Consider the following 24943-nt stretch of genomic DNA (forward strand, 5'->3'; position numbering starts at 1 on the left):
GGTGATCAGCCCCTCGTGAGGGCTGGCATCGGCGGGATGACAGCAGCGAGCCAGGAGTCCGGCCCTGTGGTGAAGTGTGGCGCGCCGGTCGTCTCCCACCAGGAGCGCACCGCCGTGGTGCGAACGAGCTGCTCCGTGCGCCTGTCGACGTATTCGACGGGTCGCTCACCGGTGCGACGCACGGTGACGCGACCACGTTTGCAGCCGTCCGGGTAGTCGTTCCAGTTCACCTTGGCCTCGGACCAGAGCAGCTCCTGCATGCCGTTGGTGTCCACGCCGAACAGCCGCCGGTGGGAGAAGCTCGCCTGGGCGGCCATGGCGATGGAGTTGCGGACCGCGTCGCGCTGCCGCCACACGAAGTAGTTCGCCACCTCGACGGGGTCGGACAGCGTGAACACGCGGGCGTCGAACAGGGCTGGGCGGTGCGCGGGCCGGCGACCGTTGAAGGCCGCGGTCGCGGCAGAGGCGGCGATGCTGATCACCTTGGCGACCACTCCCCCGAACCACGGCTCCGTCTGCTCGGTGGCGAAGTCGCAGGCGAGGATGCTGATCTCGTCGGACTGGGTGTAGGCGAACACGGCGCCGGAGATCTCCTTGCAGAGCGCCTCTGCGGTCGCGTCCATGTCCTCCATGAACTGGAGGTCGAACGGCTTGACGGCGCCTCGCAGGTAGGTGTGGAACGCTCGGCCGTCGACCCGGATGACGGTGTACGTGCGGCGCGGCAAGACGGCCTGGTAGGCGGCCTCGTGCCGCTTCATGCGGTCGCCGAGGGCGGTGCGGTCGGTCATCGTTGTCCCTTTGACGGCGGGTTGACGAGCTGGAGTGTGGCTGCGCCCGCACGGACCATCCGGAGCGCCAGGGAGCGCAGGGCGCCGAGCGGGTGGCGTGCGAACCCGGCACAGATAGCGGGCGCCGGAGTGTCGAGGGTGGCGTGGCAGACGACGTGTCCTTCGGCGGCGATGGCGGCCTGGGTCATCTCCTGGACGCGGCCGGCCGCCAGGTGCGCCAGGTTGCCGGGCCGGTAGATGCAGGTGTCGCACAGGGTGGCGCACTGGCGCACGGTGCCGGTGTCCGGATCGGCGACGGGCGCGTCCCGGCTCACCGGTCGCCGTCCCAGCCGGGCACGACGGTGACGGGGATGCCCTCCTCTTCCCAGAGCCGGATCACGTTGGGGTTGTCATCCCAGGCGGCGACCGGCCGGTACAGCTGGCGGATGCGGGCGAGGATGCCGCGCTTGACGACGTAGTCGGGCCTGAAGTCGCCCGGGCCGCGCATCCACATCGCCTCCGACGGCACCTGGTGCAAGGCGAGCCACCATGCGGTGACGTGCCGCCACTTCGCTGCTCGGCCGGTCACGATCAGGACCGCGCGGCCGGCGGCGTGCTCCCGGCGTGCGGCGGCGACGACGTGGTCGTGGGGCGGGCAGTCGATGGAGGCGGCGTGGAAGGTGTCGAAGCGGCCCGGACCGTCCAACAGGTGACGGATGCCGCGGACGTCGCACAGGGTGCCGTCCATGTCGAAGATGACGGCCTCGGGCAGCTCAGGCACGCTTCGCCGCCTCGGTGTACAAGTGGGCGCGCACCCGGCGCAGCCACGCCTCGGCGGCTGCTTCGTCGGGCTGGTCCGGCAGGACGGACCGGTTCTCGTTGAAGGCGGCCTCGTACTCGGCGAGCAGCGGGCGCGCGGCACTGGAGTCGGCGGCCACCTGCTCCCCGAAGTCGTGGTACTCCTGCGGGTCCGTGACGCGGATCGTGAGGTGCCCGGTGGTGTACAGCTCCAGGCCCTGGTGGCACAGACGCTTCAAGTGCCGGGCGTGCTTCGCCGTCCGCTTGCGAGTGTCCGCGGAGAACGAGCCGTCGCCGCGGTTCTCCAGGCGCCGGAACTGCTGGGTGGCGTAGCCGAGGTAGGCGTCCCGGACCCGCGTCGCGGAGAGGAACGACCGGCGGATGTCGATCAGCTCGTTCCCCAGGGGCGTACGCACCTCGTACAGTTCGGGCGGCAGCCACACCAGCTCCATCACGGTCGGGTTGCCTCCGAGGGCGAGCCGGCACCACTTCGCGGCTTCATGCAGGGTGCGGTCCGGGCCCGTGGTGACGTGGGACTCGGTGGGCCGGTGAAGGCCGTGCAGCTGCTCGGTGGGTACCGCATAGATGCCGAGCCGGTCGACGTCGGAGCCGGGCCGGGCGAGGCCGTACGCGGTCGAACCGACGATGCCGGACAGCAGGACCCCCGGAACGGCGAGCCTTGAGGGCACCGGCCGCGCCAGCTTCTCCGTCGCTGCGTCCGACTGATCGGGCGAAGGGTCGACCACGTTGTGCAGCTCGGCAAGGCGGGCGTCCCACCATCGGGCCAGCGACGTCCCGAAGGGAGGCGGCCCGGCCTTCACCCACTGTTCGTACAGGGCGGCGGCGCGGTCGGGCGGCTGGCTGGCGGTCACAGTCGGCCTCCGTTCTGGTGCTGGGTGATGTGGGCGTTGGCGGCCGCCATGCAGGCCTGCCAGCCCGCGCGGTCGAGGGTGGCCGAGCGGCCGATGAGCAGCGGCACTCCCCCGCTGCCGCAGGGCCGGCAGGCGGCGGTCCAGGCGCGGCCGGCCGGTGCGGTGCTGAACCCGACGGGCGGGAAGTCGGCGGCGCTGACACGCAGGGGGGCGTTCACCGCTTCGGCTCCTGGCCTGCGGTCTTCCGCGGCTGCCCGAACTGGGTGGTCAGCTGGGCGGTGATGTCGGCCTCGGTGCGTCCGCCCATGAGCAGGATCTTCATGGGCTTCAGGCCGAGTTCGGCGAGCTGCACCACGATCGGCTCGTCGGCCATGAGGCGGGCCATGTTCTCGCCGGACAGCCCGAGGACCACGACGGCCTGTCCACTGGGCTCGCGCAGGATCGCTTTGATCATTCGCCGATCACCTCCGCGTCGTCGGCGAGCTGGAGGCCGGCGCGCTCACAGAACTCGGTGAGGTCCATGTCGCCGCCGTACTGCTCGCCGGTGTCGAAGATGGCGATGCGCCCCTCGGGCGGCTGCGTCCACTGCTCGCTGTCCTCGGTGTCGTACGCGTCGACGGTGCCGATGCCGGACCGGTAGCGCAGGTAGAGGTACTGGCCTTCGACGGTCCAGGCGTTCCACTGCGAAGGGACGGCTGTGCAGGTACGCACGGCCCGGGCCAGGATCAGCGGAGCGTCGGGCCGCAGCGGCAGCAGCGTGCACGCGTGCTCGATCCCCCCGGCGCACCGTACGCCGCGGCGGGTCGCGACGTGGAGGTGCTTGCCGGCCTTCACGGCCTGGTCGACGATCGCCGCGGTGATGGCGGCCTTACCGGTGCGGCGCGGGTGCTCGACGAGGACCTGGCGTCCGGAGCCGAGCCTGAAGACGCGGCCGAAGTCCATCAGGGCGGCAACCGCAGGGTTCCGGGCCCACGTCTCGGCGCAGTCCCGGCAGGACACCAGGCCGAGGCCGCGCGTGCACACCGGCTGTCCGCCCTCGATGGCGTGGCGGTTGACCGGATGGGCGCAGGCAGGGCACGGCGTCGGCTCGGGTGCCCGCCCACGCCGCTCTTGGGCCAAGGCGCGTTCGCGGTTCGGGTACGGGCGGTAGTTCACGACTCGCCTCCGACGGGCCCGTACTTGCGCTGCCAGTCGTCGTCCTTCTGGCCCAGCCCGTACTCATGCAGGGTGCGGTCGCACACGACGGCGGTGAAGGCCTTGTCCAGTTGCTCGATCGTGTGCGCCATCGTCCGGGCGATGTTGCTCGGGTCGCTGGACCATTCGGTGTGCTGCGCCAGGTAGTCCAGGCCCTTGAGGCGTCGTTGGTGGTGGTAGAGGAACGCGTCGCACTGCCGGGCCAAGACTCCGACCAGGGTGGCGAAGTGCGCCGCCGGATCGTCTTCGACGTAGGTGCGGCCGGACGCAGGGTGGGTGAAGCTGTTGTCAGGCACCCGGTGCCTCCCAGATGACGGTGATGGGCGCGCCATGTCCCTGGGCGACTTTCACGACACCCGGATTGATCCACATGACGGTCTTCATGGGCAGGTCGAGCGCCTTCAGCTTGAAGCCGGCCTTCTCGGCGGCATCGGCCAGGACGTCGTCGGGACCGTAGTCGACCCCGATCGAGCGCATGTAGGAGCCGAAGTCCGGTGCCTCTGAGCGCCAGCTGTACTGCGCGATGTGCTGCTCGATCTCCTCGGCCAAGGCTTCACGGAAGGCCTCGATGTCGGCCTGGCTGCGCTGCCGGCGGACGAGAGCCGAGACCGAGTTGGCCGGAGTGCTCGACTCGGCGGCGCCGCGGCCCAGGTCGTGGCCCGGCGGCTCGGCGAGCGTCTTCGCCCACCAGTTGGCGGCGGCGACGGCTTCGGGACGTGGGCTCACGCGGTGCGTCCTTTCGTGGGTACGGGCTTGATCGCGTTCAGGAAGCGGATGGTGGCGTCTACGACGTTGCCCGTGAGTCGGTCCCTCTGCGGGTCACCGAATGCGAGGTACTGCATGACCGGTTCCGCGGCCTCCGGCATCGACTCGTCGATGCGGGCGCTGCTGGCCATGTACCGTCCGCCGTCGGCGTCCACCGCAGTCATGCATCGCTGCTCGACGCGGCCGGGGATCTCCTGGAAGCGGGGCACCGATCCTCCGACTGCCTTGCGGCGCAGGGCTTCCTGAACGGCCGGCTCCGTGGACCCTCCGCTGATCGCGTAGGCCTCGTACCGAAAGGCGGCGCCGATCAGCCGTCCGACGCCTGGCCTGACGAGCGGGTGTGATCCGTCCGGATGGCGGGGCAGCTGGAGCGCGACAGCGGCCAGCGCGGCAACTGTGGTCGGTGGATGCCCGGGGGTCGCCCAGACCAGCTCCGGGACCGGCAGCTGAGCGAGGCTCGCGCCGCTGGTGGTCTCATGGATGGTGAACAGCGCCGGTTGCTCGTCCCACTCGCTTCGCGTACGCAGATGGTCGACAAGCTCGGTCTGCACCGCGTTGACTGTTGCCTGACTGATCACGACGTCCTTCCTCCCCTGTTGCGCTGGTCCTCGAAGTGATCAGCGAGCGAGCGGATCGCGGCGCGCGCCACGGCGACGTTCTGCTTCGGGTCGTCCGCCGCACCGCGGACGCCGCGAAGGACGGTGAGGGCCTGGCGAAGCGGCTCGTCGAGGACGAGTACGAGCGTGTCGCGGTCGCCGTCGCCAGGCGCCGGCGGTGTCTCGTCCGAACCGTCGCTCGTCTCGCCGGTGTCGCGCGCCGTCTCCTCGGCCGCCTCGGCTTCCTCGCGCTCGGCGGCCGCGATGTCGCGTCGCACCGTGTCCTTGGAGACGCCGAGCCTGTCACCGATCTCCCGCAGCGACAGACTCTCGCGCGACAGTCTCAGCGCCTCGATGCGCCGTCGCGCGACGTCGAGCGGCTCGGACGGCGGCGGCTTCGGCGGCTCAGCGAGGCCCGGCCGTAGCGGTATCACCGGTGTCTCATGCGACGTCTCAGCGCCGTCTCGCGACTGGCGCGCGACGCTGCCTTGGGTGGTGTTCACCGCTCCCCCTCGCTGCCGCGTCCGGTGTACGACGTCTCGGCGCCGTCGCGCGACGGCGTCTCACTCGTGGCCGGCCGGGCCGGCGCCGTCTTGTCGGTGGGACAGAAGTCGCCGGCGGTGTCGCATCCCCAGCCGTGCCGCATGCGGGCCATCCGGCGGGCATGCGCGGCGTTCCGGGTCCGCTCCACAGTGACCTTGGCGCGGCAGCCCCGCCGGTCGCAGAACAGGGTGTGCGCGTAGCCGATCGCCATCACGTGCCTGCCTCTCCGGCCGCGATCCGTTGCGCGAGCGGCCACGCCTCGGCGAGCGGGAACCGGGTGTCTGTGCGCTCGGGCTCCCGAAGGTCCTGGCGCTCGTGGACGAAGCCGTGCACGCGGTGCCAGCGGCGGCCCTCACGGTCGCAGATGGCCCACCGGTCGCCGCTGGCAGTGCTACGGCGCAGCTGGAGAGGCAGCGCCGAGCCGGTGCACGGGATCTCGAAGACGGTCACGTGCGCCAGCAGTCCGGAGAAGTCGGGAGTGGGCTCGCCCGTGTGCGACTGGGGACCGCCGCTGGTGCCCTTCTCCCGTTCCGCGTCATCGGCCATGGCCTGGACGATGTCCCGGCAGTGGCGCCATGCGTCGGCGTACGAACCAGCGTTCAGCGTGCCCTTGAGGTGGTCGGGGAGCTGCATCGCGGCGAGCCGCTCGTCGACCTGGTGCAGCGTCGTGGTGCGGGCCGCATCGCGTTCCACCTGGGCGCCGAGGATGGCGACGAGCGCGTCCTGCAGCGCGGTCTGTCCCTGGCGAGCGCGCGCGGCGTACCGGTCGGCGGCGCCGGCGAGCGAGAGGGCGCGGGTGCGGCACAGCTTCCACGCCGTGAGGTAGCGCTCGGCGCGGGCCTCGGCGTCGAGCAGGCGGCGCAGGACGGCGGCCGCGCGCTCGCCCATGTACGCGGCGAGGTTGAGGCAGTACCAGTCCTCGCTCTGGGTGGTGTGGTCGTGCTCGCGACGGCCCTGGACGGACTTGCCGAACGATATGAGCAGACTCGCCCGGGCAGGCTGCGTGTCGCCGAGCTGGGCAGCGAGCGTGGCCCGCTGCTCGGCCGATAGTTCGTCCCGGGCGCTCATCGGTGCTCACCGCGCTCGGCGTGGTCGAGGAGGAGCTGGGCGGCCTGCTTGGCGGACATCAGCCCGTTGCGGTCCCTGAGGGCCCGCTGGATCAGGGCCGCCTCGGCGGTGAGCCCGTGCTCCTCCAGCAGCCTGACGGTGTGCTTGGCGTGCATCCCGCGTTTCTGGACAGCCGCGCGCTGGATGAGACTGACGGCGGGACTGCGGTCGACTCGGGCCTGAATCCAGGCGGCAGTGCGTGACCGGTGGAAGTCGGTGCGCTCGCGGGTGCCGCCGTGGCTCATGCACGGCTGGCCGACGGCCGCGCCGCAGCCCTCCGGCGCGGGCGGGCAGGACACGGTGCGGGGTGTGTGCTCCGGCGTCGTCATGTGTCGTCGCCTCCCTTGCGGCGCGGCTTGTAGACGCCGGCCACCTCCTGCCAGGCCTTGTAGTCGTCGAGGGGCATGCCGCCTTCGTCGTGCGAGTTGTCGTTGAGGGCGGTGGCGGCGGCGGTGGCCAGCAGGGCGTGGCCGATGGCCTCGGTGGCCAGTGCCTGTCCGGTGACCGGGTCTGCGCCGTCGCCGTAGGTGTAGTGGTGGGCGCGCGCGAGCAGCTGCTCGGCCTCCCGGTAGTGCTCGGGTCCATGGGCCATCAGCCCTCGGCTCCCTTCACGGTGTCAGAGCCGAGCTGGGCGGCCCAGTCGGCGAGGATGGTGAAGTCGTGGTCGGTGAGGCCCTTGCACGGGTCGACCCAGTGCAACAAGGCGGGGCCCGGGTGGTGCTCGGCGACGTAGGCCCGGTCGATGTCGCCGTGCTGGTCGTCGACCCAGGCGAACGGCCGGCCGGCCGCGTACTCGACGATGCGGTGCGTCTTGACGTACGTCCCGTCCGCGCGGTGGGCGAACTGGCTGCCGAACTCGATGACCGGAAAGTTCTGCGCACGCGGGAGACCGATGCGCCAGCCGATCCACTCGTTGGCGTCGTGCTCCCACGTGGTGGCCCAGACCAGCTCGAACGGCAGGCTTAGGAGTGCCGCGCCGTGGGCCGGGTTGAGCCACACGCGCAGGGGCTTCACCAGGTGCTCGGGTACGCCGTGGTGCTGGGCAACCCAGGTGTCCGGCTTCATCCGGTGCGTCCGGTAGCCGGCGGGACGCCGGTGGGGCGGTGCACCGAACGGGTTCAGCGGCCCGTCCACGTCCAGCAGGAGCAGTGGCGCCGCGCTCGTCACTGTCCGGTGTCCTCTCGCGGCGTGCACCGGGGCGCGCCCGGGCACGGGCCGAAGCCGTCGTGCTGCGAGCACTGGAACTGCGACGGGTAGGGGCCGCCGCCCTCGGCCGGGTCGATGTGCGCGGATGCGAATGCCCAGGCCTGGTCCCGCTCCTTCGTGCGGTACTCGGTCATCAGGTCCTCGGCCGCCTCATGCGCGGCCGCGCCACCGATGGCCTGCTGGTAGAGCAGCACCCTGTCCTCGGCAAGGATCCGGCGCAGGTGCTGGTCAACCTCGGCCGGTGTGGCGTCGAAGCGTCCCGGGAGGGCGACAGGCTCGGTGGGCGGCCGGGCGGTGGCGGCCCGTGCGATCCAGGACGCGATTACGGCGACCGTGGACCACTCCCAGTGGGACAGCCAGTCGATGATGACGCCGTCGTACTCCCCCAGGTCGACGCCGGCGGCGGCGAGCGTGTCCCGGAGGAGTGTCGCCTGCTCCTCCCCGTACCGGAAGCCGGCGGGCGGCTTCTCGACGGGGCCGGCCGGTATCTCTGTGGTGGTCATGATGGTCCTTCCATGTCTCGCGGGTGGGGTGCGCCGTCGCTCTTGCCGGGCCAGTCGTGCGCCTTCGGGGCGCCGCACCAGCCCTGTTCGCCGCTGCCGAGCGTCGGGAGGGTCTCGGGCTGGCTTCGGTCGGCGGCGGCGCGGCGGCGCCACTTCGCGGCCGAAGAGTTCTCGGCGGCGCGAAGAGCGCGGATGCGCTTCGGGTTGGCCATGTCAGTCGTCGAAGCCGGGCAGCCCGCGCGTGTTGAGGCCCAGCGGGCTTGCGGCGGCGTGCGCATGGTCCAGAGCGGCGCCGAGCAGCTTTGCGGCGGCCTCGGCATTGGCCAGGGCGGTGCGCAGGTGCTCGACCGCATGGCCCGGGGTGCCGCCCCCGTCGACGGTGACGCGGCCCTCTCCGTGCGTGCGCTGCACGGGCCGCATGGACTGCTCGATAGCCTGCGGCAGCATCCGCACCAGGTAAGCGAGGGATCCAATCGCGTCGTACGCGTGCGGCGGGTACTGCCAGCCGTCGCCGGTGTTGATGGTGTCGTGGTTGAAGGCACGAACCAGGTCACCGGCCTTGGACATGGTGTGTCCCGGCGTAGTGCTCATGAGGGTGTCTCTCCTGGAATCTCGAGTAGGGATTCGACGGCGCGTACGGCTTCGAGGTCGAGGACCTGGCGCAGGAGCGCCGCCTGTTCGTCGGTGAGGCGGGGCCGGGCTGCGGCGCGCACGGGGCGCTTCATCAGCACGGGCACGTCGAGGCGGATGCCGAGCACGGCGCCGTCGGGGCCGTAGGCGATCTCGTAGCCGGACGGGGTGATGTACCAGGCTTCGTACGCCTCGGCGGGCTTTCCGGCGCGCGATGCCTGCACGGCGACCAGGGCGGCCACGGCGGCGGGCAGCGTCGTCCGGTACCGGTCCATCGAGCCGTTCAGCATCGGGCAGACGGCGACGGCGTAGTCCAGGCACTCGGGGTGCATGCCGGGCTCGTCGACGTAGCCGACGCCGGCGTCCGCCGGGCGCACGACCAGCCCGATGCGGCGGCCGAGCGGCTGGCGGCAGAACTGGCAGGCCCGGTGCGTGATGCACTGGATTCGGCGGATCGGGAAGTTGATCCCGAAGGACGGGCGGCCGTCGAACCAACCAGTGATCCACGGGACGGCCAGGCCGCCGCGGCGCGGCAGGGCTGCGGCACGCGCGGGCGGTCGGACCGCTCGTGAGCGGCGGGGCTTCGGCATGGTGGGATCTCCAGGTGGGGCCCCGGCGGCGGGAAGCGCGCGCCAGCGCGCCGAAGCGCGGGTCGCGTGTCCGGCCGCCCGGGCGGTCTAGCCGGTCAGCTCTCGGCGATCTCACGGAGGCGGTGCAGCGCCGTGGAGGCGTCGGCGTAGAAGAACGTCTCGCCGGGCTTGAGACCGAGGACCTCTGCCCCAACCTGGGCGATCAGGCGGCGCTCCTCGCCCTTCTGCGCGAACGTGCGCACGGTGACCGTCTCATCGGTGCCATCGGGCTGTCGCACCAGGACTTGCGTCCTGCTGTCGTCGTCGAGGGCGACGATGGTCCAGCCCGCCGCGCGGGCAGCCCATCCGGCGGCGCACAGCGTCGTCCCACATTCGGGCTCGGCGTCCGGAGGCAGCTGTCCAGCGTCGGGGAAGTAGACCCAGTCCTCCATGTCGAAGGCGTGGGGCTGTGCTTCGATCGCGTCGAGGACTGCCGACGCGACGGCGGCGGGCGTGGCGGGGTACTTCGTGACCGTGTCGGTCATGGCAACTCCATTACCGTGGAGAGGCGTTGGAGTGGTGCTGGCGGGACTCGAACCCGCGACCCAGGACTTATAAGATCCGCGCTCTGCCAACTGAGCTACAGCACCGTGTTATTGAGTTGTGGGGTGGGCCGCGCCTCGCAGAGCGGGGCGGGAGCGCGGGGCGCGGCCCTGGCGGCGGTAGATCGCTACGGCCGCCGGTCTGTCAGGCCCGGGTGAGCAGCATCAGCCGCTTGTGGGCCTTGTTCTTCATGTCGTCGTCGGCGCCTTCGAGGGCGGCGGTGGCGCGGGCCATCTCCTCGGTCATGGTCTTGCCGGGGCGGCGTGGGGCGACGTGGTCGAGGTAGCCGGTGATGGCCCGCTCGGCGGCGTAGGCGGTGCGGCCGACGCGCTCGGTCTCGGTGCGGAAGACGTCGTCGAGGGCGCCGAGCCGTGCGGCGTGGTTGTTCTTGGTCCTGTCGGTGGCGTCGTCGTCGAGGGGCCACAGATCGGCGATGACCTTGCGGAAGTCGGTGACGGCCATGTCCGTCCGGGCGAGCGCGGTCTCCTCGGCGGCGTACTTCTCGAAGTAGTCGAGGGACAGACCGAGGGTGCGGCGGGCTTCCTTGATCTGGTCGACGGCGCCTGCGGTGTGGCGGACGGCCCAGCGGGTGTGTGCGTCGCGTACGGCGAACCGCTCGGTGTTGGCGCAGACGGGGCGCCACGGGGTGACGACGCACTGGAAGGTGCCCTGCCCGGTGTGGTCGTTCATGACGGCCACGTACGGGACGATCGTGTCGTTGATGCCGTCCGCCTCGATCGCGACCGTTTCGGGGAGCCGGATGGAGATGAACACCCGGCGACCGCCCTTGATGACTCCGGCGGACTCCCAGACCACGTCGTAGCGTCCGACCAGTTCCTGAAGGAACTCGAAGCCCTGCCGGTTCTGGATCGGCTCGTATCGGCGGCCGACGACGCCGAGCGCGGCGCCGCTGTCCTCCCGGACCGTGTGGAAGTGGTCGGAGTGCTCGCGGAGTTCGCCGCCCCACTGGTACAGGGCGGGGACGGTGGTGACGGTGAAGTCGAGACCGCCCGCGCGGAGCACCGTGTCGATGTCGGTGATGCCGCCGGGGATGATCTGACCGAGGCCGTGCCAGGCCGGGGACGACGCGTACAGGGCGATCGTGCCGTCCGCCCGGGAGTCGAGGCCGTGGTTCGCGAGGATCGCGTCGATGGCGCCCTGTGCGTTCCGGGAGACGGTGAACCGCTCGCCCCGGTCCCAGCCGGTGAGTACCTCGTACTGCTCGCCACCGACGAGGCGGATCTCGCCCCGGTCGATGCGGGCCTGGAACGCCTGCTCGCGGCTTCGCGCGGCGTCGATCTGGTGGGTCTTCTCGTCGGCGAACGCGGTGTTGACGTCGGTGATGGTCACGGTGACCCCTTCGGATGGTGGGTGTCTGTCGTGGTGGGCCCGGTCGGAGTTGAACCGACGACCGGCGGTTTTAAGGCGCCTGCTCTGACCGCTGAGCTACGGGTCCGGGTGGCGGCCGGGCCGGGGGGGGATGAGCCCGGCCGCCGGTCTGTTGCTCAGCCGCAGGCGGCGGAGCGGGTGAGGGATTCGCGGCGGACGTGGTGCGGGCCGGGCCGTTCGCCCCAGGGGTCGCCGAGCGCGAAGCGGGCGTCCGGCAGGCCGAGGACGTCCATCGCGCGGCAGATCTGGCAGGGGCACGGGATGGCGAGCCAGAGACCGTGCAGGGACCGGATGGACCCGTGGTAGATGACCAGGTCTCCCGGCTCGATCAGATCGAGTGACCGGATCAGCGTGTCCGACATGACTCCCCCTCGGGCGATCGGTGGGCTACGGGTGGTTGCGGACGGGTCCGTTGCCGGGCGTCCACCGCATGGCGTCGCCGCTGACGAACGTGGCCCGGTGGGGACGCACTGTCGGTGCGGCGGGGATGTGGCGGTGTCCGGCGGTGCGGCCGTATCGGTCCCACGCGGCCCTGAGAACGTGGGTCTCTTCCGGCCGGTAGGCCATGACCTTGCGGAATCGGCCGTTGATCCACCGGAAGGCTCGGCCGGGTTCACGCCGGTAGCTCTGCCGGTAGATCTCGGCGGCGACTCGGCCGAGCGGAGAGCCATAGCGCCAGTCGGCCGGGAGACCCCGCTGAACGAGGTATTCGGCGACCGTGATTCGGCGGCTGACCAGCACAGACATGGCTTCCCTCCCCGGTTCGGAGTCCCTTGCTTCTCTTCCAGGATAGGCCGAGAATGCGGCCTATGGAAGGGGTAAGTCAAAGAAAGTACGAGACATTCCGAGAGGGTCTTTGACATGACGACACTGCACGACAGGCCGGGTATCTGGCCTACGGAACATGCGATGATCAACGCCATGGCCCGCAGCAACTACGAACCGCCCGACGATGCGGCCGAACTTTTCGCCCGGATCAAGAGGGCTCACGACACCCTCCGGGAACTGCGCGGCCCGCTCCAGGAGATGGCCGTCCGCGAGATGCGGGAGGGCGGGGCCACCGTCGGCGACCTCGCCCGTCTCACCGGCTACGACCCGGAGAAGTACCGGCTCATGGCCAGGGCCGCCGGCGTCGAGCGCCGGCGGCCGCCGACCCGGGGCCAGGTCAGCGACTCAAGCGACTGACCCTCCCAACATCAGCCGACATGGTTCGCCGTCAGCAGGTACAGCCGGGTTCCCTCGTAGCGGGCCGGCTGCCCAGTCTCGCCGTCCTCACAGGCATCGTTGATGCACCAGGCGCGCGGCCGGTCATCGTCCGCGCGGCCATACACGGTCCGCTGCCCACACGTCAGGCAGAGGGCGTGCCGGAAGTGCACGCTGGGCCCGCGCAGGCCCAGCACGGTGAGCACCGTGCCGTGCCACCGGCTGACCAACTGCCGTACCTCCGGCTCACGACCAGCATTCTCGGCGCCCGGCGGAATCGCGGGCAGAGCCCGGTACCAGGGCTGCGTGTGCGGCGAACCGCGCAGCTCGGCGTCCAGCTGCACAGCCTCGCTCTTAATGCGCTGCGACCACGAGACGGCCTCCAGTGACGTCGGCGGTCGGGATCCCGGTGGCGCGTGGCCACCGACGGCTGGCTGCCGGGTACGGAGGCCGAGCGTGTCCAGCCGATGGAGGAGCCCGGGGCCGTCGTCGCCGGGGTGCTGCTCGTCGCCGGTGTACCGGCTGATGAGGTCGGCGACCAAGCCGTCAAGCGTCTGCATGAGCCGCCCTCGTCTTCCGTGCCCAACGTGATTTGCCGCGCTCGGACTCGCAGGCGCGGCAAACGCGTTCGCCGCGCCTGCCTGGCTTCGGGTTCGGTCGGCGGTAGGTGTTCTCCGGGGTCATCTCGTGCGGCCCCTTACCGCCCTGGCAGTGCGTCGCCAACGGCTTGGTGCGCGAGCCGACCCGGCGGTCCGTACCCTTCACCGGTGGTGCGGTCTCCGGCGCGTACCAGTGAGCGCGGAACCTGCGACGGGCGGAGGTCATGCGCTGCGTCAGCGTCGAGTACTTGATGCCGAGCGCGTCCGCGGCGGCCTGGTAGTCGCCGTGCACAGCGAGCGCGACGACGGCCTCCCGCTCGGTTTCCGTGAGCACGCCCAGGATCTGCGGTACGGCAACGCGTTCGGCGATGCCCTCCTCCGGGCGTGCGGGCGGCAGGGTCCAGTACTGCCGGAACCGCTGCGACGAGGCGACCTCGTTGGTGCCGTCCTTGTCGCGTTGCCCGAACAGGTGCCGCATCTCGCGGACCTCGGCGTAGATCGCGCGCCAGCCGACGGTGAACAGATCGTGCCACTCGGGCGGCTCGGCCGCGGAGCAGAGGGCCTCGGCGATGGCGGACCAGGCGACGTCGTAGCGGGTGGTGGCGTCGGAGGCCATCGACCGGTCGTAGGAGCAGCTGGAGGCTGCCAGTTTGTGGAGGTCGCGCAGCGAGTAGCCGTGCGCCACTGGAAGTTCTGCCGCCAGGTTGTTCAGGCTGTTCACCGTGTTCCCTCTCTCATCAGCGTGAACAGGTCCTCGATCTCGACGATGTCGAGCCGATCCCACGTGGCGAGGGCGTCGCGCAGCTTGACGTCCAGCTGGGCGGCGAGGGCGGCCTGCGTCCAGTGAAGGGCCATGTCGCGCGCCTCGTCGGGCGACAGCGCGCCCTTCATGGAGCCCCGGCCGATGTGCACATACGGCTTGCCGGTCTTGGCGCCGGCGACCGCGGCGATCCGGAGAGCGCACCGGCCCTCGGGCATCGGCCGGCGCCCGCGGACCATGCCGAGCACGCCACCGAGAGTGTCGTCGTCGGCATTGAAGTCCTGCCGGAACGTCTCGATGAGGGCGATGTCGGTCTCGGCTGCGCTCGCGGCGGCCATCAGCTCGCGAGCCGTGTTCAGCACGACGAAGACGGGGATGACCCCGCCGGTGCTCCCCCACCGCATCAGGCAGGCCGGCTGGCCGTCATCGTCCAGGGTCGACTGGATCGTGCATATCCCGTCAGGCATCGGTGCCCTCCCCTGCGCTCCAGCGGATGTTGCGGATGCCGTGGGCCAGCACTTCCATGCCGAAGCGGTCTCGCGGCAGCTCCACCCGGGCGCGCGGGTAGATGCGGTACCGCTCCAGGTCGAAGGTGCAGACGGCCTCCGTGCCGCGGCCGTCCGGGTCCGGCTCATAGCGGACCGGCCAACGGGCCACGAGCCGCCGGGCGTACCAGCGGCGGGCGTGACGTGCCTTCCACATCTGCCAGGTGGACGCCGGCACCTCGTACGGCACGCGAGTGCGCTGGGTAAGGCGCTGAGGCGGCAGGTCGTCGGCGAGGATCCTGGTCCGCAACTGGAAGAGGAACTGCCGGAAGAGGACCTCTCGCTGTACTGAGACGTCGAGGTCCAGGAGCAGCTCCTCGGCGACCGCGAACTGCATTGCGTACTGCTTGAAGGCGAGCGTGACCCGCTCTTCGTTGAGCACTACTCGCCTCCCTCGGAACGGGAGGCGGTAATCAGCGCCTTGAGGAGTTCCAGGGCCTGCTTCTCGGTGAAGCCGGCCTCGATCCATGCGAGGAATACTTCGTGATGCAGGGCAGCCTGAGCCGCGAGTTCGGTGACCGGCGAGTCGCAAGGCTCGAAGTCGTCGGGCACGTCAGGCCTTCCCGTGGTTCAGGATCCGCTCGGCCGTCGACCAGGTGCCGCATGGCCAGGTGATGATCGAGCCTTGGACGGAGCAGGCCGAGCACAGCGCGCCGGGTTTCGTGGGGTCGGCGTGGGGCTGGGGGCGGTGGCTGTCGCGGAGCGCGGCCAGATCGGTGCGCACGCGCGTGATCTCGGCGCAGGCCTGGCTGCCGGCCATCAGCCCCTGACGCACGCTCTCCATGACAGCCTTGGCCTCGGCCGGGCTGGGGGTTGTGCCGGGTTCCCGGATCATCATTCGGACCATCCCGAGGACCGCGTCGGCGAGGGCCGTGTTGACCTTGTCCAGGTCGAAGGGCTGCGGGCTCGTACTCGGAGGAGTGAAGGGCAGGTCAGGCATCGGTGGCCTCCGTGTCGGTCGGAGCAGCGCTCGTGCGTGCGTCGGCCTCGGCGCGTCGGGCGTCGAAGGTGACGATGACGTGCTCGTCGTCGGCGGACACGTAGACATCACCCGTCCACATGCCGCCTGCGGCGAGCTGGCTGCGCTGCTGGTTGGCGACGGCCATGGCCTTGTCGACCTCGGTGTGGTGGGCCGGCCCCTTCATCTGCCACACATGCCGGTCGATCGTGATGACGTGGTGCTCGGCGCCCATCAGGACTCCTCAACGGTGTAGTTGGTGGTCACGTGGACCAGGCGGAACTCGAATTCGGGGTGACGCTGCCTACGTCTGGTCAGGTCGTCGGCGGCCCGCTGCCGGTCGGAGGTGGGTCGCACGGGCAGCCAGACGTCGGCGTGGCGGTACTCGACTCGCCATGCCTCGCGCGCCGGATGTGCCTCGACGGGTACCGCCGGCCACTCCACGGTCGCGCCGTGGTAGCCCTCCAGCAGGTGTTCCAGCGACGTGGCGACCGTGGCGAAGCCGTACTCGGGGTCATCGAGGACGAACACGCGGCCGGAGGGGAACTCTGCGCCGTCGAGGTACTGACTGTCGGACAGGTGAAGGCGGAAGCCGCGGGTGAAGACGGGTTGCATCAGCTTTCTCCGCTCGCACGCATCAGGCGCTCGTAGATGGAGGCGCCGCTGAGCCGGTCCTCGATGTGGCCGGACCGGCCGCGTCCGGGGTCGGTGAGGCCACTGATGGCGCGGGCCACGGCGAGAGCGGGGCACGGCAGGTTGAACAGGTTCCGCCGGCTGTCGCAGTAGCCGCACTCGCTGTCGGGCAGGTGGATGACGGCTGCGTCCTCCAACCATCGGATCAACGGCTCACGAGCGCCCAGCAGGACCCGGATCATCTCCAGCAGTTCGCGACTGTTGCAGTCGACGAGGAAGCCATCGCAGTTCCGATCGTCGCGGAGCCGGGCCGCGGCCGCGCGCAACTCCTCGGCTGGGTTGGTAGTGGTCACTGGTCACCTTCCTGAGTGCTGAGCCACTGCGGTTCGGGGGCGATGCGGAGCAGCGCCGTGCGATCCTCTGAGGCCGCGAACTCGGGGGCTTCGGGATCGACGTACCGGTGGCCCTGGTCGTTGCGGAGGTAGGCGGTGTAGCGAATGACCGGCCCGAATGCGGTGGGCTCGATGACCATCTCGGAGTCCACCGGCACGTCGATCGGGTCGATGCCGTGCAGACGGAGCCAGCGCTGTACGGACCGGAGCCCGTCGGGCTGGCCGATCACCCTGTCCAACAGCTCGTGGCAGTCGATAACAAGACGCTCCATCACGGCAGTGACACCTCCAGCCGCCGGCGCCCGCTGCGGTCCTGCTGCGTGGGCACGACATGGAAGCCGCCGCTGCGTAGCTCGGCCTCGATCCCCTTCAGCTGGTCGGCCTCTCCCGGGCCGTCCCAGAAGACGGTGACCATGCGCCGTCCGGCCTGGGCGACACGTACGCCCGGGTCCCAGTCACCGCCCTCGAACTCGCTGAACTCGTGGCCCTGCGCGCGGAGGTAGTCCTCGACCATCGCGGCCCTGATGCGCCGTGCCACGTCACACCTGCCGCTCGTGCAAGAGGCGGCACGCGGACGCGGCATCGTGCAGGACCTCGTCGAGGCTTACGCCGCTGGCGAGCGCGGTCAGGACGCGGGCGTGCTGATTCTCGACATGGGCGGCCAGTTCGCTGCGAGGGAACTGCGGAGCACCAGAGCAGTAGGGGCAAGCCTGCGTGTCGTTGGCGCCCAACGAGCCTTGCTCGGGCGGCTCGATGCGGTACCTGAGGCAGCCGCACTTCAGACAATGGCGGAACAGGGCATCGCTATGTTCAGGGTCGATGTGCCCGCACGCGCAGGGCGTGTACTCCGGTCCCTCGGGGGGCGGCAACTGGTCGTCGATGACGGGGTACACGGCCACGGTGTCGGACCAGTGGAAGCCGTGCTCGTCGATGTGGTCGCCGCGGTGCTGCGCAGCTCGGATGCACTGGCGCTTGTCGTTGCTGAAGCGGGTGTATAGCGCCGAGCACTCGGCGGCCGCCACGTCGTCCACCCCTGACAGATCTCTGGCCTGCGCGTTCGCCTCCGAGTGGACGACTTCTGCGTCTGCGGCTGCGGAGTCGTCCAGTTCGTCGCGCAGCTCGGCGCCGGCGGCCCGCACGAGGAACATCGACGCGCCATGCGCGGCCTGCCAGCGGTCTGCCAGCTGGTAGGCCCGCCCGGCCGCCCGGCGCGCGCGATCCCGCTCTCGCTGAAGCTGTCCAACAACCAGCATCACAGCGTCGACGGCCTCCTGGGGGACGTCGACCAGGCAAAGGTGCTCGTCTCGAGCGAAGTTGATCGCCCGCTCGATCCGCCGGCGGAGGACCTCTCGTTCGGCGCCGGGGCCCGCCATCCAGCCGGGCACGTCGAAGGCCTCGACGATGTCGGCGGCCAGCTGCTGGCGAGCAGCGGTTACCTCGTCGGCCCACAGGATGCGGGTGGCGCCGCCGTGGCCGTGGATCTTTTCGAAGGGTGCCGAGCCCTTGTTGTGCCAGACGTCGGTCTTCGGCTCGTGCATCGGCGGCTGGTCGAGCCAGTGGGTGACGACCCAGCCGTCGGAGAACTGCACGCCCTCGGCGATGACACCCTCACCGGAGATGCCGGACACGTCCTCGTCGCGCTGGGCGACGAAGGTCCGCGGGAAGCTCGGTTCGCTCATCGGTTGTACTCCCCTGCTTCGGCACGGTCGATCAGGAGCTGGATGTAGGTGCGGGCCTTGCAGAGGTCCTCGATGCCGTTCTTCTTCCGCCAGCGGAGCAGGTATTTCAGGGCGTTGCCCTCGTAGAAGTCCAGGCTGAAGGCGTTGATCACGTCGAAGGGCTGCATTCCGGTGCCGCGGTAGTGGTCCGGTGTCCAGTCCTTGGGCCCTGGCGCCAGCGGCGTGCTGGCGGCTTTCACGGTCTTCTCATCGGCCATCAGGCGATTCCTTCCGGCTGGAGCGAGCTCGTGCGCTGGCGCGGGATGGGCACGGTGAGGGTCGTCTCCGTCTCGGGGTCGAGCAGCTTCGCGACGGGGATCTGCACGGTGTCGTCGTCCAGCAGGCCGGCGGGTGGGCTCACGGCAGCCGGCTCCATGAGGGCGACCTCGGCGCCGTTCTGGCGGGTGCCCCAGCCTGTGCGGGCGCAGGTGGCCATGCCGTACCAGCGCATGGCGCGCAGGACGGTCCAGCCGGCGACCACCGCGAGAGGCATGAGCAGCCAGGTGACGAGCCGGCCGCCGAAGGCCTCGTCGTCCCGGGCAATGGACAGATACCGCAGACCCTGCGCCCAGCCGATCAGGAACGGCACGACCAGGAAGCTGGCGGGCGGGGTGTGACCGTACGCGGCGGGCTCGACGACCAAGAGCCACCCGAGGACGGCGGTGGACAGGGCGACCTGGAACCAGCGCAGCAGGTGGGCCCAGTACGCCCAGCTGGTCAGCGGCAGGTACCGGAACCGCCACACGGAGCGGATGGTGGAGCCGCGCATCCAGCGCAGGTACATGCGTAGGAAGTGGGATGGCCGCTCCGGAAGGGCGGTGAAGACGATCGCGGTCGGCTGTTGCACCGTGCGGCCGCCGAGCAGCGCGTACAGGGTGAGTAGGGAGTCGTCGGAGAACATGACCGGGCGGCCCATGAAGCGCTCGTTCAGGTAGCCGTCGAGGTTCTCCCGGATGATGGCGGCCCGGTAGGCGGCCAGCGGTCCGGAGTTCACGAGGACGGCGCCCATCGCGGACAGTGCGGAGCGATCGGTGAGCTGCCCAGTCGTGAACCACAGGTCGGTGATGCGGGTCAGGAGGTTCGCACGGTGGTTGGTGGCGAGGACGACCCCGGCGACGGACTGGACCCGGGCCTGCGCGAAGGGGAGCAGCAGCTCCTCCAGAGCGTTCGGGGCGAGGCTGGAGTCGGAGTCGACGGTGACGTACACGTCCGCTTGCGGGCTCGCTGTGACGGCGGCGGCCTGAGCGTGGCGCTTGCCCTGGTTGTCGGTTCGCTGCCACGTGGTGACGATGTCCGCCGCGGCCGCCGCCTTCGTCCACCAGGAGCGGACGGCGCTGTAGTCGCCGCTGGACGAGCCGTCATCGACGACGTGCACGGAGTCGGGGCGGCGGGTCTGGGCGAGGATGCTCTCCAGGCCGAGCCGCAGGTAGCCGGGGTCCTCGTTGTAGACGGGCAGCAGGATGGCGACATGCAGGGCGCCGAGCTGCCGGCGGGACCGCGGAGTGGTACGCCGGGGACGCTCCCAGTGGTACATCACGGTCTGCGTGATGAGCAGCAGGAACGTGACGCCCCAGACGGCGGCGAGCCGCGAACTGGTGGGGCCGCCGTACTGGGCGGCGGCTATGCCGTGCTGGGCGGCCCACCCTGCGGCGCCGGTCAGGCATATCGCGCCGGTGAGCAGGACGCCGGAGCGGTGCCGGTGCGCGGTCAGGGGTCTGGTCACTGCTCTCCCGCCCCTCGGCCGTGGCGGAAGCCGAGGCGGATGCAGATGGCGCCGACGGTGACGACGGCCAGGGCGGCGGCGAGCAGCCACCAGCCGGTGACGGCGACTCCGCCGACGACGAGGACTCCGGCGGTGCCGGTGCGGGCGAGCTGTGCGTTGTCGGACACGGGTTCTCTTTCAGGGCTGCTGGTGGTCGGGGTCGTGCGTGCCGAGCGCGCCGATGGCGCGGCAGGTGCTGAGGTCGTCTGATCTGGCACGGCGCCGGGTGCGGCGCGAGCGGGCCCGGGCGGCCAGGTCGTCGCTCGCGGCGAGCATGCCGAGGGCGCAGACCACGACCAGGGCCAGGCCGAAGGAGCCGATGGCGCCCCCGACGGCGGCCACGATGAGGACCTGGAGCGGCGTCATCGCTGCCTCCGCTGCCGGGTGGCGGCGTAGATCGAGTAGGTGGCGCCTCCGGCGCACATGGCGCCGCTGACGAGGAAGGAGAGCGCCCACAGCCGCAGGTCGCGGTAGGCGGCGTCGAGGCCGCCGAGCAGGCACGCGAGGGCAAGCAGCGTGCAGAACCAGTGGTCGGCCAGGCCGAAGCAGAGGCCTGCGACGGCGGCCAGGGCGATGCCGATCGCGATCAGGCTCAGGGTGGACATGGGGTGCCTCGGGTGGGGTTGTAGTTGTCGATGGGCGGGAGGGTGTCGATGTCGCGGATGCGGCCTCGGAGGATGACCGCTCGGCCTTCGGCGATGTCGTCGGCTGTGCGGAGGTCGTCTTCGTCTGGCTCGTCTTCCGCGCAGGGGCAGTAGCCGTGGGCGTCGCAACCGCCGTGCGGGCAGATGAAGCGGGCGGGTTGCTCGGTCACGACGCTCTGGCCGCTGCGTTGGGGATGAGGCCGAGGCGCTCACACACGCGCTGGACGGATGGCACGCTGACGGCCATGGCGCGAGCGATGGCGATATCGCTCAGCCCGGACGCCCACAGGCTGTAGACCCGCCGCTCGTGTGGCGTTTCACCGCGGGACTTCGGGCGGGGCTTGCTGCTCGCCTGTGTGCTCCGGGTCGGTGCAACCACGCGGGGTGCGGCGGCCTTCTTCTTCGGCGCGATGACCTTTCTCTTCGTGCTGGACCGCCTGTTGGCGGCGCCTGTGGCCTGGCTGAGGCGCTCGCGGCGTACTTCGGCGCTCCAGCATGTGGAGTCGACGCGCTCCCCGAACCACAGGTGCCGGAGCAGGGCGGTGTATGTACCGCAGTCCGGGGCCGGCCCGGTGAAGACGAGGGCAGGCTTGTCGCTGTGGCCGGGGGCGCTGGCGTCGAGACGCCAGCGTTCGTGCGCGGTGAGTCCGGCGACGACTCCGTCGCGGCGGACCTCGGCCTGGCCGTTCTCCAGGTTCTTCACGTTGGCCAGGCAGGCGGTGCGCACGGGGCAGCGCACGGCGCAGATGAGGCGCGCGTTGTGCTCGTGCTCCTGGTTGGAGAATGTGTCCGGGTCCTCGGTGCGGCAGGCCATGTGTGCCATCCAGTCGAGGCGGTGGCCCCCGGTGTCGGGTACTGATCCGGTGTAGGCCATGGCTCACTCCGCGGTCTTCCGGCTGCCCTTGGCGGCTTTGCGGATGGTGACCTTGCGGTCGCGGCGGCGGACGGCGTCGGCGAGGTGGTCGGAGACCCGCAGTCGGACGACCTGGTGGGCGGCTGAGGTGAACGTCTCCCCGGTCTGGGGGTTGCGGCGCGTGGCCCGCTTGACGCGGTGCGAGATGAACGTGACGAAGTTGGTGATCGCCACGTCGTGACCGGTCGCGTTGGCACGGGCGATGACGTCGAAGGTGGTCATGATCGTGTCGCGGACGGCGCTCGGAGTGGTGCCGAGGTCCGCGGCGACCGCCTCGATCAGCTTGGTGGTGTTCAGCCGCTCGGTGATACGGGTGGGCTGGTTCGGCATACGAAGCTCCAGGAGTTGGAGCGCGGGGCAGCGACGCCGCCCCGCGCGGTGTCAGTGCTTGGGGGCGTCGAGCTGGGGGACGCTGGCGTAGAGCTTGATCGGCTGGCTGCTCACCAGGAATGGCTGGTCGGTCTCGACGAGCGTCCCGTTCGTGGTGAAGAAGAACACCCCGCCCTCGCCGCCCTCGTCGGGGCCGTAGGAGCCGTCGTCGCCGATGGCGTTGTTGGTGCAGGTGATGTTGTCGCCGCCGTAGCCGCAGTGGACGTTGACCTGGGTGGAGGTCATCTGCGAGCTGGTCGAGGAGACCTTGCCGCGGATGACGTAGTAGCCGATGACCTTGTCGGTCATCCCCGCGAACACATAGACGTAGTTGGTGTTGCCCTTGGAGTTGTACTGGGTGAGGCGCCGGGCCAGGTTCTTGCGCTCCAGCGGGTCGGAGGGCATCCCGTTCGCGTACGGGTACGGCACGGCCTGGTTGAACTTCTGGGCGGTGCCGGCGGCGAGGTCGTTCTGCTTGGCCTGCTGCTTGCTGGCGTTGTTGTCGCTGGTGCAGCCGGCGAGCGCGAGCAGGGCGGCTGCCAGAGCGACGGCGGCCGCGCGGCGACGGTAGGTGGTGGGCATGGGTCAGCTCCCGCAGTAGGAGTCGGAGTCGATGCGTGCAGGCAGGCCCTCGGGCACCCAGGGCGCGCCGAGGGTCGAGGCGGCGTCGGCGTTGTACTGGGCGACGTCCTGGAGGCAGTTGTTCTGGGCGCCCAGGTAGTTGGCCTGGTCCTGGCCGGTGGCGCTTTCGGCGTCGGCCTGGTGCTTGAGGGTGGCGACGATGCCCTGGTCGGCCTGGATCTGCTGGAACTCGGCGTTGAACGTGGCGGACCAGTGCTCGCGGTTCTTCGCGCCGTTCTGGTCACGGCGGACGTCGCCGGCGCCCTTGGCGCCGGAGGTGAAGACGCCGAAGGCCCACAGGAGCGAAGCCACGATCAGGGCGACGGTGAGGGTGGCGATCACGAGGACGGTGCCGGCGCCGAGTCCGGTGGCGGCGTCGCCGACGTCGCGGCGTGTGATGCGGGGCAAGGCTTCTCCTTACGTGAGGGTCAACCGCAGATGCAGTGGACGCGCCTGCATCGGTGGCAGACGGGGACGCCGTTCATGGCAGGAGCCGCTTGTGCCGGGCTGCGGTCAGCCACGTACCGAAGTCGCGGGTGATGCCGTCGTAGAGCGCGCTGTCGGGCAGTCCGGACGGGTTGGCCCCGGCGTGGAAGTACGAGGCGTTGTCGACGAGGCGGCCGCCCATCTGCTTGAGCTGTCGAAGGAAGCCGACCTCGGACCGGCCGAACCCGACGAACGACCAGAAGATCGGCAGCTTCGACGCCTGGGCGAGCTGGAGTCGGGCGGCGTCCTTGTCCTGGGGGTCGCCGTCGGTTTGGAAGATGACCAGGGCCGGGTCCGTGGCGCCGCTGTGCATGTAGTGCTCGATGACCATGGTCATCGCGATTGCGTACTGGGTACCGCCCATCGTGGCTTCGCCGCCGTGCAGCCGGTGTTGGTAGTCCACGACGCCCTGGTAGCGATCAAGGCTGATGTCCACCAGCGGGTAGGGGCGGCTGTCGAAGAACACCATGGGCACGGTGCCGTCGTCGTCGAGGTTCGCGGACAGACCCAGGGCCTGGTCGGCGAGGTTCTGTACGGCGCTGCTGCTGAAGTAGTCCTTCATCGAGTACGAGCGGTCGATGACCAGATACACGGCGGCCCGCTGTCCAGCGGGCACGCCCGCCTTGGCCAGCGAGACGCCGGCGGTCTTCACGAGCGAGACGAGTCCGGCCGGGACACCGACCGTGGCCGGCGCCTGGGCGACCGCGGGCTCTGCCGGGGTGGTCGAGGACTTCTTGAAGCGATCGAACACGGGTACTTCTCCTTGCGGTGGTGGTACCGCCCGCCGTCGGGGCCGGTGACATCCGCGGCGGCGGGCGGTGGCTCGGGTCAGGCGCTCGCGCGCCAGGCGGTGGCGGTCTGGTCGGCGAACTCCTGCACGCCGTCGGGTAGCGCGCTTGCGTCGTCGGCCGGGGACGGCCCCAGATGCAGCGACCGCATCGCGTGAGCGTTGTCGAGAGCGGCGCGGAGTTCGGTGATCTGCCGCCTCAGACCCGCGGTCTCCTGGAGGTGCCGACCCTCGGCCTGCTCCAGCAGGGCGGACAGCTCACCGCGGTCCACCTCCAGGCCGGCGATGTACTGCCCGGCACCGGCCAGCTGGTGGCGGGCCTGGCGAAGTTCGTCCCGCAGCTGGCGACTGGTGATCCTGCGGGCGCCGCTGCCTTCGAAGGCCTTTCGCGCGGCCTCGATCGGGCCGTAGCCGTAGCGGACGGCCACGACCACGGCACCGGCGCCGAGACCGCTGACACCGAGGAACAGGTAGGCGATCACGCTGCCCCCTCGACGGGTGCCTGCGGAAGGCTGCCGAAGGGCTGCTCCGGGTCGAAACGCGCTGGGCCGGTGCGCTCGCGCAGTTCTCGGTCGGCTGCCTCGTTCGCGGCCTGGAGGTCGGCCAGGCGCCGCTCCAAGCTGCGGTTGCGGGCTTCCGAGGTGGCAAGTTGGACGCGGAGCCGGTTGGCCTGCGCGTCGCTGAGGCGGTGCCGCCAGCGGCGGATGAGGCTCGGGGCGGTCACTCGGCACCGTCCTGAATCTCGCTCACGTGCACCAGGTGTCCGAACCCTCGGTCGCACCTGCCGTAGATGACCTGGTTGTCGGTGGGCAGACTGCCTTCCGCCGATCGCATCGCGTAGGCGAGCGATGCCGGGTGACCTTGGTAGGTCATCCACGACTGGCCGAAGACCCGGTCGTGCCAGTCCTCCAGCCGGATCTGAAGCTGCTCGGTGCCCGAGTAGGTGAAGAGCGGGGCGGCGGGCTGAACCGTGACGGTCTGCCCGGCCAGCGGGTGGGGTGCGTCGTGCAT

General features: G+C 70.6%; 50 protein-coding genes and 2 tRNA genes. 1 reads left to right on the top strand and 51 read right to left on the bottom strand.

Annotation, left to right across the window (positions count from 1 at the left end; all coding sequences use genetic code 11):
* Nucleotides 1-5: 5 nt before the first annotated feature.
* The 26 genes from ACIBA9_RS08470 to ACIBA9_RS08595 all read right to left on the bottom strand — a co-directional run bounded on the left by ACIBA9_RS08470 (nucleotide 6) and on the right by ACIBA9_RS08595 (nucleotide 12289).
* Nucleotides 6-788: a tRNA(His) guanylyltransferase Thg1 family protein gene (locus tag ACIBA9_RS08470; protein ID WP_399360894.1), complete on the bottom strand. Its 783-nt coding sequence runs from the start codon at nucleotides 786-788 to the stop codon at nucleotides 6-8.
* Entirely contained in the window at nucleotides 785-1102 is a 318-nt protein-coding gene (locus ACIBA9_RS08475; protein ID WP_399360896.1) for a hypothetical protein, read from the bottom strand. Before ACIBA9_RS08475 ends, ACIBA9_RS08470 begins: the two co-directional genes overlap by 4 nt.
* Nucleotides 1099-1548: a hypothetical protein gene (locus tag ACIBA9_RS08480; protein WP_399360898.1), complete on the bottom strand. Its 450-nt coding sequence runs from the start codon at nucleotides 1546-1548 to the stop codon at nucleotides 1099-1101. Before ACIBA9_RS08480 ends, ACIBA9_RS08475 begins: the two co-directional genes overlap by 4 nt.
* Entirely contained in the window at nucleotides 1541-2254 is a 714-nt protein-coding gene (locus ACIBA9_RS08485; RefSeq protein ID WP_399361269.1) for a DNA polymerase beta superfamily protein, read from the bottom strand. The genes ACIBA9_RS08480 and ACIBA9_RS08485 overlap by 8 nt, the downstream gene beginning before the upstream one ends.
* Nucleotides 2255-2433: 179 nt before the next feature.
* Nucleotides 2434-2655: a hypothetical protein gene (locus tag ACIBA9_RS08490; protein ID WP_399360900.1), complete on the bottom strand. Its 222-nt coding sequence runs from the start codon at nucleotides 2653-2655 to the stop codon at nucleotides 2434-2436.
* Nucleotides 2652-2891, bottom strand: a complete 240-nt coding sequence (locus tag ACIBA9_RS08495; protein ID WP_399360902.1) for a hypothetical protein — start codon at nucleotides 2889-2891, stop codon at nucleotides 2652-2654. The genes ACIBA9_RS08490 and ACIBA9_RS08495 overlap by 4 nt, the downstream gene beginning before the upstream one ends.
* A complete protein-coding gene (locus ACIBA9_RS08500) occupies nucleotides 2888-3592 on the bottom strand; it encodes a hypothetical protein (RefSeq protein WP_399360904.1) in 705 nt (234 codons plus the stop codon). Before ACIBA9_RS08500 ends, ACIBA9_RS08495 begins: the two co-directional genes overlap by 4 nt.
* Complete coding sequence (locus tag ACIBA9_RS08505; protein ID WP_399360906.1) at nucleotides 3589-3927, bottom strand: hypothetical protein; 339 nt, start codon at nucleotides 3925-3927, stop codon at nucleotides 3589-3591. The genes ACIBA9_RS08500 and ACIBA9_RS08505 overlap by 4 nt, the downstream gene beginning before the upstream one ends.
* Entirely contained in the window at nucleotides 3920-4357 is a 438-nt protein-coding gene (locus ACIBA9_RS08510; RefSeq protein WP_399360908.1) for a hypothetical protein, read from the bottom strand. The genes ACIBA9_RS08505 and ACIBA9_RS08510 overlap by 8 nt, the downstream gene beginning before the upstream one ends.
* The gene (locus ACIBA9_RS08515) at nucleotides 4354-4947 is read right to left on the bottom strand and encodes a hypothetical protein (RefSeq protein WP_399360910.1); all 594 of its coding nucleotides are present in this window, start codon (nucleotides 4945-4947) and stop codon (nucleotides 4354-4356) included. Before ACIBA9_RS08515 ends, ACIBA9_RS08510 begins: the two co-directional genes overlap by 4 nt.
* Before the next feature lie 23 nt (nucleotides 4948-4970).
* Complete coding sequence (locus ACIBA9_RS08520) at nucleotides 4971-5426, bottom strand: helix-turn-helix domain-containing protein (protein WP_399360912.1); 456 nt, start codon at nucleotides 5424-5426, stop codon at nucleotides 4971-4973.
* 65 nt (nucleotides 5427-5491) lie between these two features.
* Nucleotides 5492-5746, bottom strand: a complete 255-nt coding sequence (locus ACIBA9_RS08525) for a hypothetical protein (RefSeq protein ID WP_399360914.1) — start codon at nucleotides 5744-5746, stop codon at nucleotides 5492-5494.
* On the bottom strand, nucleotides 5746-6603 hold the full coding sequence (locus ACIBA9_RS08530; RefSeq protein ID WP_399360916.1) for a hypothetical protein: 858 nt from the start codon (nucleotides 6601-6603) through the stop codon (nucleotides 5746-5748). Before ACIBA9_RS08530 ends, ACIBA9_RS08525 begins: the two co-directional genes overlap by 1 nt.
* Nucleotides 6600-6971 (bottom strand): hypothetical protein, encoded by a 372-nt coding sequence (locus tag ACIBA9_RS08535; RefSeq protein WP_399360918.1) that lies wholly within the window; start codon nucleotides 6969-6971, stop codon nucleotides 6600-6602. Before ACIBA9_RS08535 ends, ACIBA9_RS08530 begins: the two co-directional genes overlap by 4 nt.
* Entirely contained in the window at nucleotides 6968-7234 is a 267-nt protein-coding gene (locus tag ACIBA9_RS08540) for a hypothetical protein (protein ID WP_399360920.1), read from the bottom strand. The genes ACIBA9_RS08535 and ACIBA9_RS08540 overlap by 4 nt, the downstream gene beginning before the upstream one ends.
* Nucleotides 7234-7809, bottom strand: a complete 576-nt coding sequence (locus tag ACIBA9_RS08545) for a hypothetical protein (RefSeq protein ID WP_399360922.1) — start codon at nucleotides 7807-7809, stop codon at nucleotides 7234-7236. The genes ACIBA9_RS08540 and ACIBA9_RS08545 overlap by 1 nt, the downstream gene beginning before the upstream one ends.
* Entirely contained in the window at nucleotides 7806-8351 is a 546-nt protein-coding gene (locus tag ACIBA9_RS08550) for a hypothetical protein (protein ID WP_399360924.1), read from the bottom strand. The genes ACIBA9_RS08545 and ACIBA9_RS08550 overlap by 4 nt, the downstream gene beginning before the upstream one ends.
* Nucleotides 8348-8563, bottom strand: coding sequence for a hypothetical protein (locus tag ACIBA9_RS08555; RefSeq protein WP_399360926.1), 216 nt, complete (start codon nucleotides 8561-8563; stop codon nucleotides 8348-8350). Before ACIBA9_RS08555 ends, ACIBA9_RS08550 begins: the two co-directional genes overlap by 4 nt.
* A 1-nt stretch (nucleotide 8564) precedes the next feature.
* Entirely contained in the window at nucleotides 8565-8942 is a 378-nt protein-coding gene (locus ACIBA9_RS08560; RefSeq protein ID WP_399360928.1) for a hypothetical protein, read from the bottom strand.
* Nucleotides 8939-9571 carry a hypothetical protein gene (locus ACIBA9_RS08565; protein WP_399360930.1) on the bottom strand — a complete coding sequence of 211 codons (633 nt, stop codon included), beginning with the start codon at nucleotides 9569-9571 and terminating at the stop codon, nucleotides 8939-8941. The genes ACIBA9_RS08560 and ACIBA9_RS08565 overlap by 4 nt, the downstream gene beginning before the upstream one ends.
* A gap of 95 nt (nucleotides 9572-9666) precedes the next feature.
* Nucleotides 9667-10095 (bottom strand): hypothetical protein, encoded by a 429-nt coding sequence (locus ACIBA9_RS08570; protein ID WP_399360932.1) that lies wholly within the window; start codon nucleotides 10093-10095, stop codon nucleotides 9667-9669.
* A gap of 32 nt (nucleotides 10096-10127) precedes the next feature.
* Nucleotides 10128-10200, bottom strand: a tRNA-Ile gene (locus ACIBA9_RS08575).
* A 97-nt stretch (nucleotides 10201-10297) separates the two neighbouring features.
* Nucleotides 10298-11503, bottom strand: coding sequence for a DUF932 domain-containing protein (locus tag ACIBA9_RS08580; RefSeq protein WP_399360934.1), 1206 nt, complete (start codon nucleotides 11501-11503; stop codon nucleotides 10298-10300).
* Nucleotides 11504-11534: 31 nt separating this feature from the next.
* A tRNA-Leu gene (locus tag ACIBA9_RS08585) sits at nucleotides 11535-11609 on the bottom strand.
* A gap of 49 nt (nucleotides 11610-11658) precedes the next feature.
* Nucleotides 11659-11904, bottom strand: coding sequence for a hypothetical protein (locus ACIBA9_RS08590; RefSeq protein WP_399360936.1), 246 nt, complete (start codon nucleotides 11902-11904; stop codon nucleotides 11659-11661).
* Between the two features lie 25 nt (nucleotides 11905-11929).
* Nucleotides 11930-12289: a hypothetical protein gene (locus ACIBA9_RS08595; protein ID WP_399360938.1), complete on the bottom strand. Its 360-nt coding sequence runs from the start codon at nucleotides 12287-12289 to the stop codon at nucleotides 11930-11932.
* A 162-nt stretch (nucleotides 12290-12451) separates the two neighbouring features.
* On the opposite strand from ACIBA9_RS08595, the gene ACIBA9_RS08600 reads away from it, so the two are divergent.
* The gene (locus ACIBA9_RS08600; protein WP_399360940.1) at nucleotides 12452-12727 is read left to right on the top strand and encodes a hypothetical protein; all 276 of its coding nucleotides are present in this window, start codon (nucleotides 12452-12454) and stop codon (nucleotides 12725-12727) included.
* An 11-nt stretch (nucleotides 12728-12738) separates the two neighbouring features.
* Here the strand turns inward: ACIBA9_RS08600 and ACIBA9_RS08605 are convergent, their stop codons facing one another.
* The 25 genes from ACIBA9_RS08605 to ACIBA9_RS08725 all read right to left on the bottom strand — a co-directional run bounded on the left by ACIBA9_RS08605 (nucleotide 12739) and on the right by ACIBA9_RS08725 (nucleotide 24943).
* Nucleotides 12739-13305, bottom strand: coding sequence for a hypothetical protein (locus ACIBA9_RS08605; RefSeq protein ID WP_399360942.1), 567 nt, complete (start codon nucleotides 13303-13305; stop codon nucleotides 12739-12741).
* On the bottom strand, nucleotides 13292-14065 hold the full coding sequence (locus ACIBA9_RS08610) for a hypothetical protein (protein ID WP_399360944.1): 774 nt from the start codon (nucleotides 14063-14065) through the stop codon (nucleotides 13292-13294). Before ACIBA9_RS08610 ends, ACIBA9_RS08605 begins: the two co-directional genes overlap by 14 nt.
* Nucleotides 14062-14571, bottom strand: coding sequence for a hypothetical protein (locus tag ACIBA9_RS08615; RefSeq protein ID WP_399360946.1), 510 nt, complete (start codon nucleotides 14569-14571; stop codon nucleotides 14062-14064). The genes ACIBA9_RS08610 and ACIBA9_RS08615 overlap by 4 nt, the downstream gene beginning before the upstream one ends.
* Nucleotides 14564-15031, bottom strand: a complete 468-nt coding sequence (locus tag ACIBA9_RS08620) for a hypothetical protein (protein ID WP_399360948.1) — start codon at nucleotides 15029-15031, stop codon at nucleotides 14564-14566. The genes ACIBA9_RS08615 and ACIBA9_RS08620 overlap by 8 nt, the downstream gene beginning before the upstream one ends.
* Nucleotides 15031-15201: a hypothetical protein gene (locus ACIBA9_RS08625; protein WP_399360950.1), complete on the bottom strand. Its 171-nt coding sequence runs from the start codon at nucleotides 15199-15201 to the stop codon at nucleotides 15031-15033. The genes ACIBA9_RS08620 and ACIBA9_RS08625 overlap by 1 nt, the downstream gene beginning before the upstream one ends.
* Before the next feature lies 1 nt (nucleotide 15202).
* The gene (locus tag ACIBA9_RS08630; protein WP_399360952.1) at nucleotides 15203-15589 is read right to left on the bottom strand and encodes a hypothetical protein; all 387 of its coding nucleotides are present in this window, start codon (nucleotides 15587-15589) and stop codon (nucleotides 15203-15205) included.
* Nucleotides 15582-15842 (bottom strand): hypothetical protein, encoded by a 261-nt coding sequence (locus tag ACIBA9_RS08635; protein ID WP_399360953.1) that lies wholly within the window; start codon nucleotides 15840-15842, stop codon nucleotides 15582-15584. The genes ACIBA9_RS08630 and ACIBA9_RS08635 overlap by 8 nt, the downstream gene beginning before the upstream one ends.
* The gene (locus ACIBA9_RS08640) at nucleotides 15842-16222 is read right to left on the bottom strand and encodes a hypothetical protein (protein ID WP_399360955.1); all 381 of its coding nucleotides are present in this window, start codon (nucleotides 16220-16222) and stop codon (nucleotides 15842-15844) included. The genes ACIBA9_RS08635 and ACIBA9_RS08640 overlap by 1 nt, the downstream gene beginning before the upstream one ends.
* Nucleotides 16222-16593 carry a hypothetical protein gene (locus tag ACIBA9_RS08645; RefSeq protein ID WP_399360957.1) on the bottom strand — a complete coding sequence of 124 codons (372 nt, stop codon included), beginning with the start codon at nucleotides 16591-16593 and terminating at the stop codon, nucleotides 16222-16224. Before ACIBA9_RS08645 ends, ACIBA9_RS08640 begins: the two co-directional genes overlap by 1 nt.
* A complete protein-coding gene (locus tag ACIBA9_RS08650) occupies nucleotides 16590-16904 on the bottom strand; it encodes a hypothetical protein (protein ID WP_399360959.1) in 315 nt (104 codons plus the stop codon). The genes ACIBA9_RS08645 and ACIBA9_RS08650 overlap by 4 nt, the downstream gene beginning before the upstream one ends.
* Complete coding sequence (locus ACIBA9_RS08655; protein WP_399360961.1) at nucleotides 16904-17170, bottom strand: hypothetical protein; 267 nt, start codon at nucleotides 17168-17170, stop codon at nucleotides 16904-16906. The genes ACIBA9_RS08650 and ACIBA9_RS08655 overlap by 1 nt, the downstream gene beginning before the upstream one ends.
* A gap of 1 nt (nucleotide 17171) precedes the next feature.
* Nucleotides 17172-18311, bottom strand: a complete 1140-nt coding sequence (locus tag ACIBA9_RS08660; RefSeq protein ID WP_399360963.1) for a hypothetical protein — start codon at nucleotides 18309-18311, stop codon at nucleotides 17172-17174.
* Nucleotides 18308-18568 (bottom strand): DUF3310 domain-containing protein, encoded by a 261-nt coding sequence (locus ACIBA9_RS08665; protein WP_399360965.1) that lies wholly within the window; start codon nucleotides 18566-18568, stop codon nucleotides 18308-18310. The genes ACIBA9_RS08660 and ACIBA9_RS08665 overlap by 4 nt, the downstream gene beginning before the upstream one ends.
* Nucleotides 18568-20073 (bottom strand): glycosyltransferase family 2 protein, encoded by a 1506-nt coding sequence (locus ACIBA9_RS08670; protein WP_399360967.1) that lies wholly within the window; start codon nucleotides 20071-20073, stop codon nucleotides 18568-18570. The genes ACIBA9_RS08665 and ACIBA9_RS08670 overlap by 1 nt, the downstream gene beginning before the upstream one ends.
* Nucleotides 20070-20240, bottom strand: coding sequence for a hypothetical protein (locus ACIBA9_RS08675; protein ID WP_399360969.1), 171 nt, complete (start codon nucleotides 20238-20240; stop codon nucleotides 20070-20072). The genes ACIBA9_RS08670 and ACIBA9_RS08675 overlap by 4 nt, the downstream gene beginning before the upstream one ends.
* Nucleotides 20241-20250: 10 nt before the next feature.
* A complete protein-coding gene (locus tag ACIBA9_RS08680; RefSeq protein WP_399360971.1) occupies nucleotides 20251-20478 on the bottom strand; it encodes a hypothetical protein in 228 nt (75 codons plus the stop codon).
* Nucleotides 20475-20717, bottom strand: a complete 243-nt coding sequence (locus ACIBA9_RS08685) for a hypothetical protein (protein ID WP_399360974.1) — start codon at nucleotides 20715-20717, stop codon at nucleotides 20475-20477. The genes ACIBA9_RS08680 and ACIBA9_RS08685 overlap by 4 nt, the downstream gene beginning before the upstream one ends.
* A gap of 205 nt (nucleotides 20718-20922) precedes the next feature.
* Nucleotides 20923-21630 carry a WhiB family transcriptional regulator gene (locus tag ACIBA9_RS08690; protein ID WP_399360976.1) on the bottom strand — a complete coding sequence of 236 codons (708 nt, stop codon included), beginning with the start codon at nucleotides 21628-21630 and terminating at the stop codon, nucleotides 20923-20925.
* Between the two features lie 3 nt (nucleotides 21631-21633).
* A complete protein-coding gene (locus ACIBA9_RS08695; RefSeq protein WP_399360978.1) occupies nucleotides 21634-21999 on the bottom strand; it encodes an HU family DNA-binding protein in 366 nt (121 codons plus the stop codon).
* A gap of 51 nt (nucleotides 22000-22050) precedes the next feature.
* Entirely contained in the window at nucleotides 22051-22620 is a 570-nt protein-coding gene (locus ACIBA9_RS08700) for a hypothetical protein (protein ID WP_399360980.1), read from the bottom strand.
* A gap of 3 nt (nucleotides 22621-22623) precedes the next feature.
* A complete protein-coding gene (locus tag ACIBA9_RS08705) occupies nucleotides 22624-23067 on the bottom strand; it encodes a hypothetical protein (protein ID WP_399360982.1) in 444 nt (147 codons plus the stop codon).
* 73 nt (nucleotides 23068-23140) lie between these two features.
* A complete protein-coding gene (locus ACIBA9_RS08710; protein ID WP_399360984.1) occupies nucleotides 23141-23896 on the bottom strand; it encodes a VWA domain-containing protein in 756 nt (251 codons plus the stop codon).
* A gap of 77 nt (nucleotides 23897-23973) precedes the next feature.
* Nucleotides 23974-24414: a hypothetical protein gene (locus tag ACIBA9_RS08715; protein ID WP_399360986.1), complete on the bottom strand. Its 441-nt coding sequence runs from the start codon at nucleotides 24412-24414 to the stop codon at nucleotides 23974-23976.
* Nucleotides 24411-24656, bottom strand: a complete 246-nt coding sequence (locus ACIBA9_RS08720) for a hypothetical protein (RefSeq protein WP_399360988.1) — start codon at nucleotides 24654-24656, stop codon at nucleotides 24411-24413. Before ACIBA9_RS08720 ends, ACIBA9_RS08715 begins: the two co-directional genes overlap by 4 nt.
* Nucleotides 24653-24943: a hypothetical protein gene (locus ACIBA9_RS08725; RefSeq protein ID WP_399360990.1), complete on the bottom strand. Its 291-nt coding sequence runs from the start codon at nucleotides 24941-24943 to the stop codon at nucleotides 24653-24655. The genes ACIBA9_RS08720 and ACIBA9_RS08725 overlap by 4 nt, the downstream gene beginning before the upstream one ends.

Origin of the sequence: Streptomyces sp. NPDC051452 (genome assembly GCF_044454765.1) — a bacterium.
Taxonomy (GTDB): domain Bacteria; phylum Actinomycetota; class Actinomycetes; order Streptomycetales; family Streptomycetaceae; genus Streptomyces.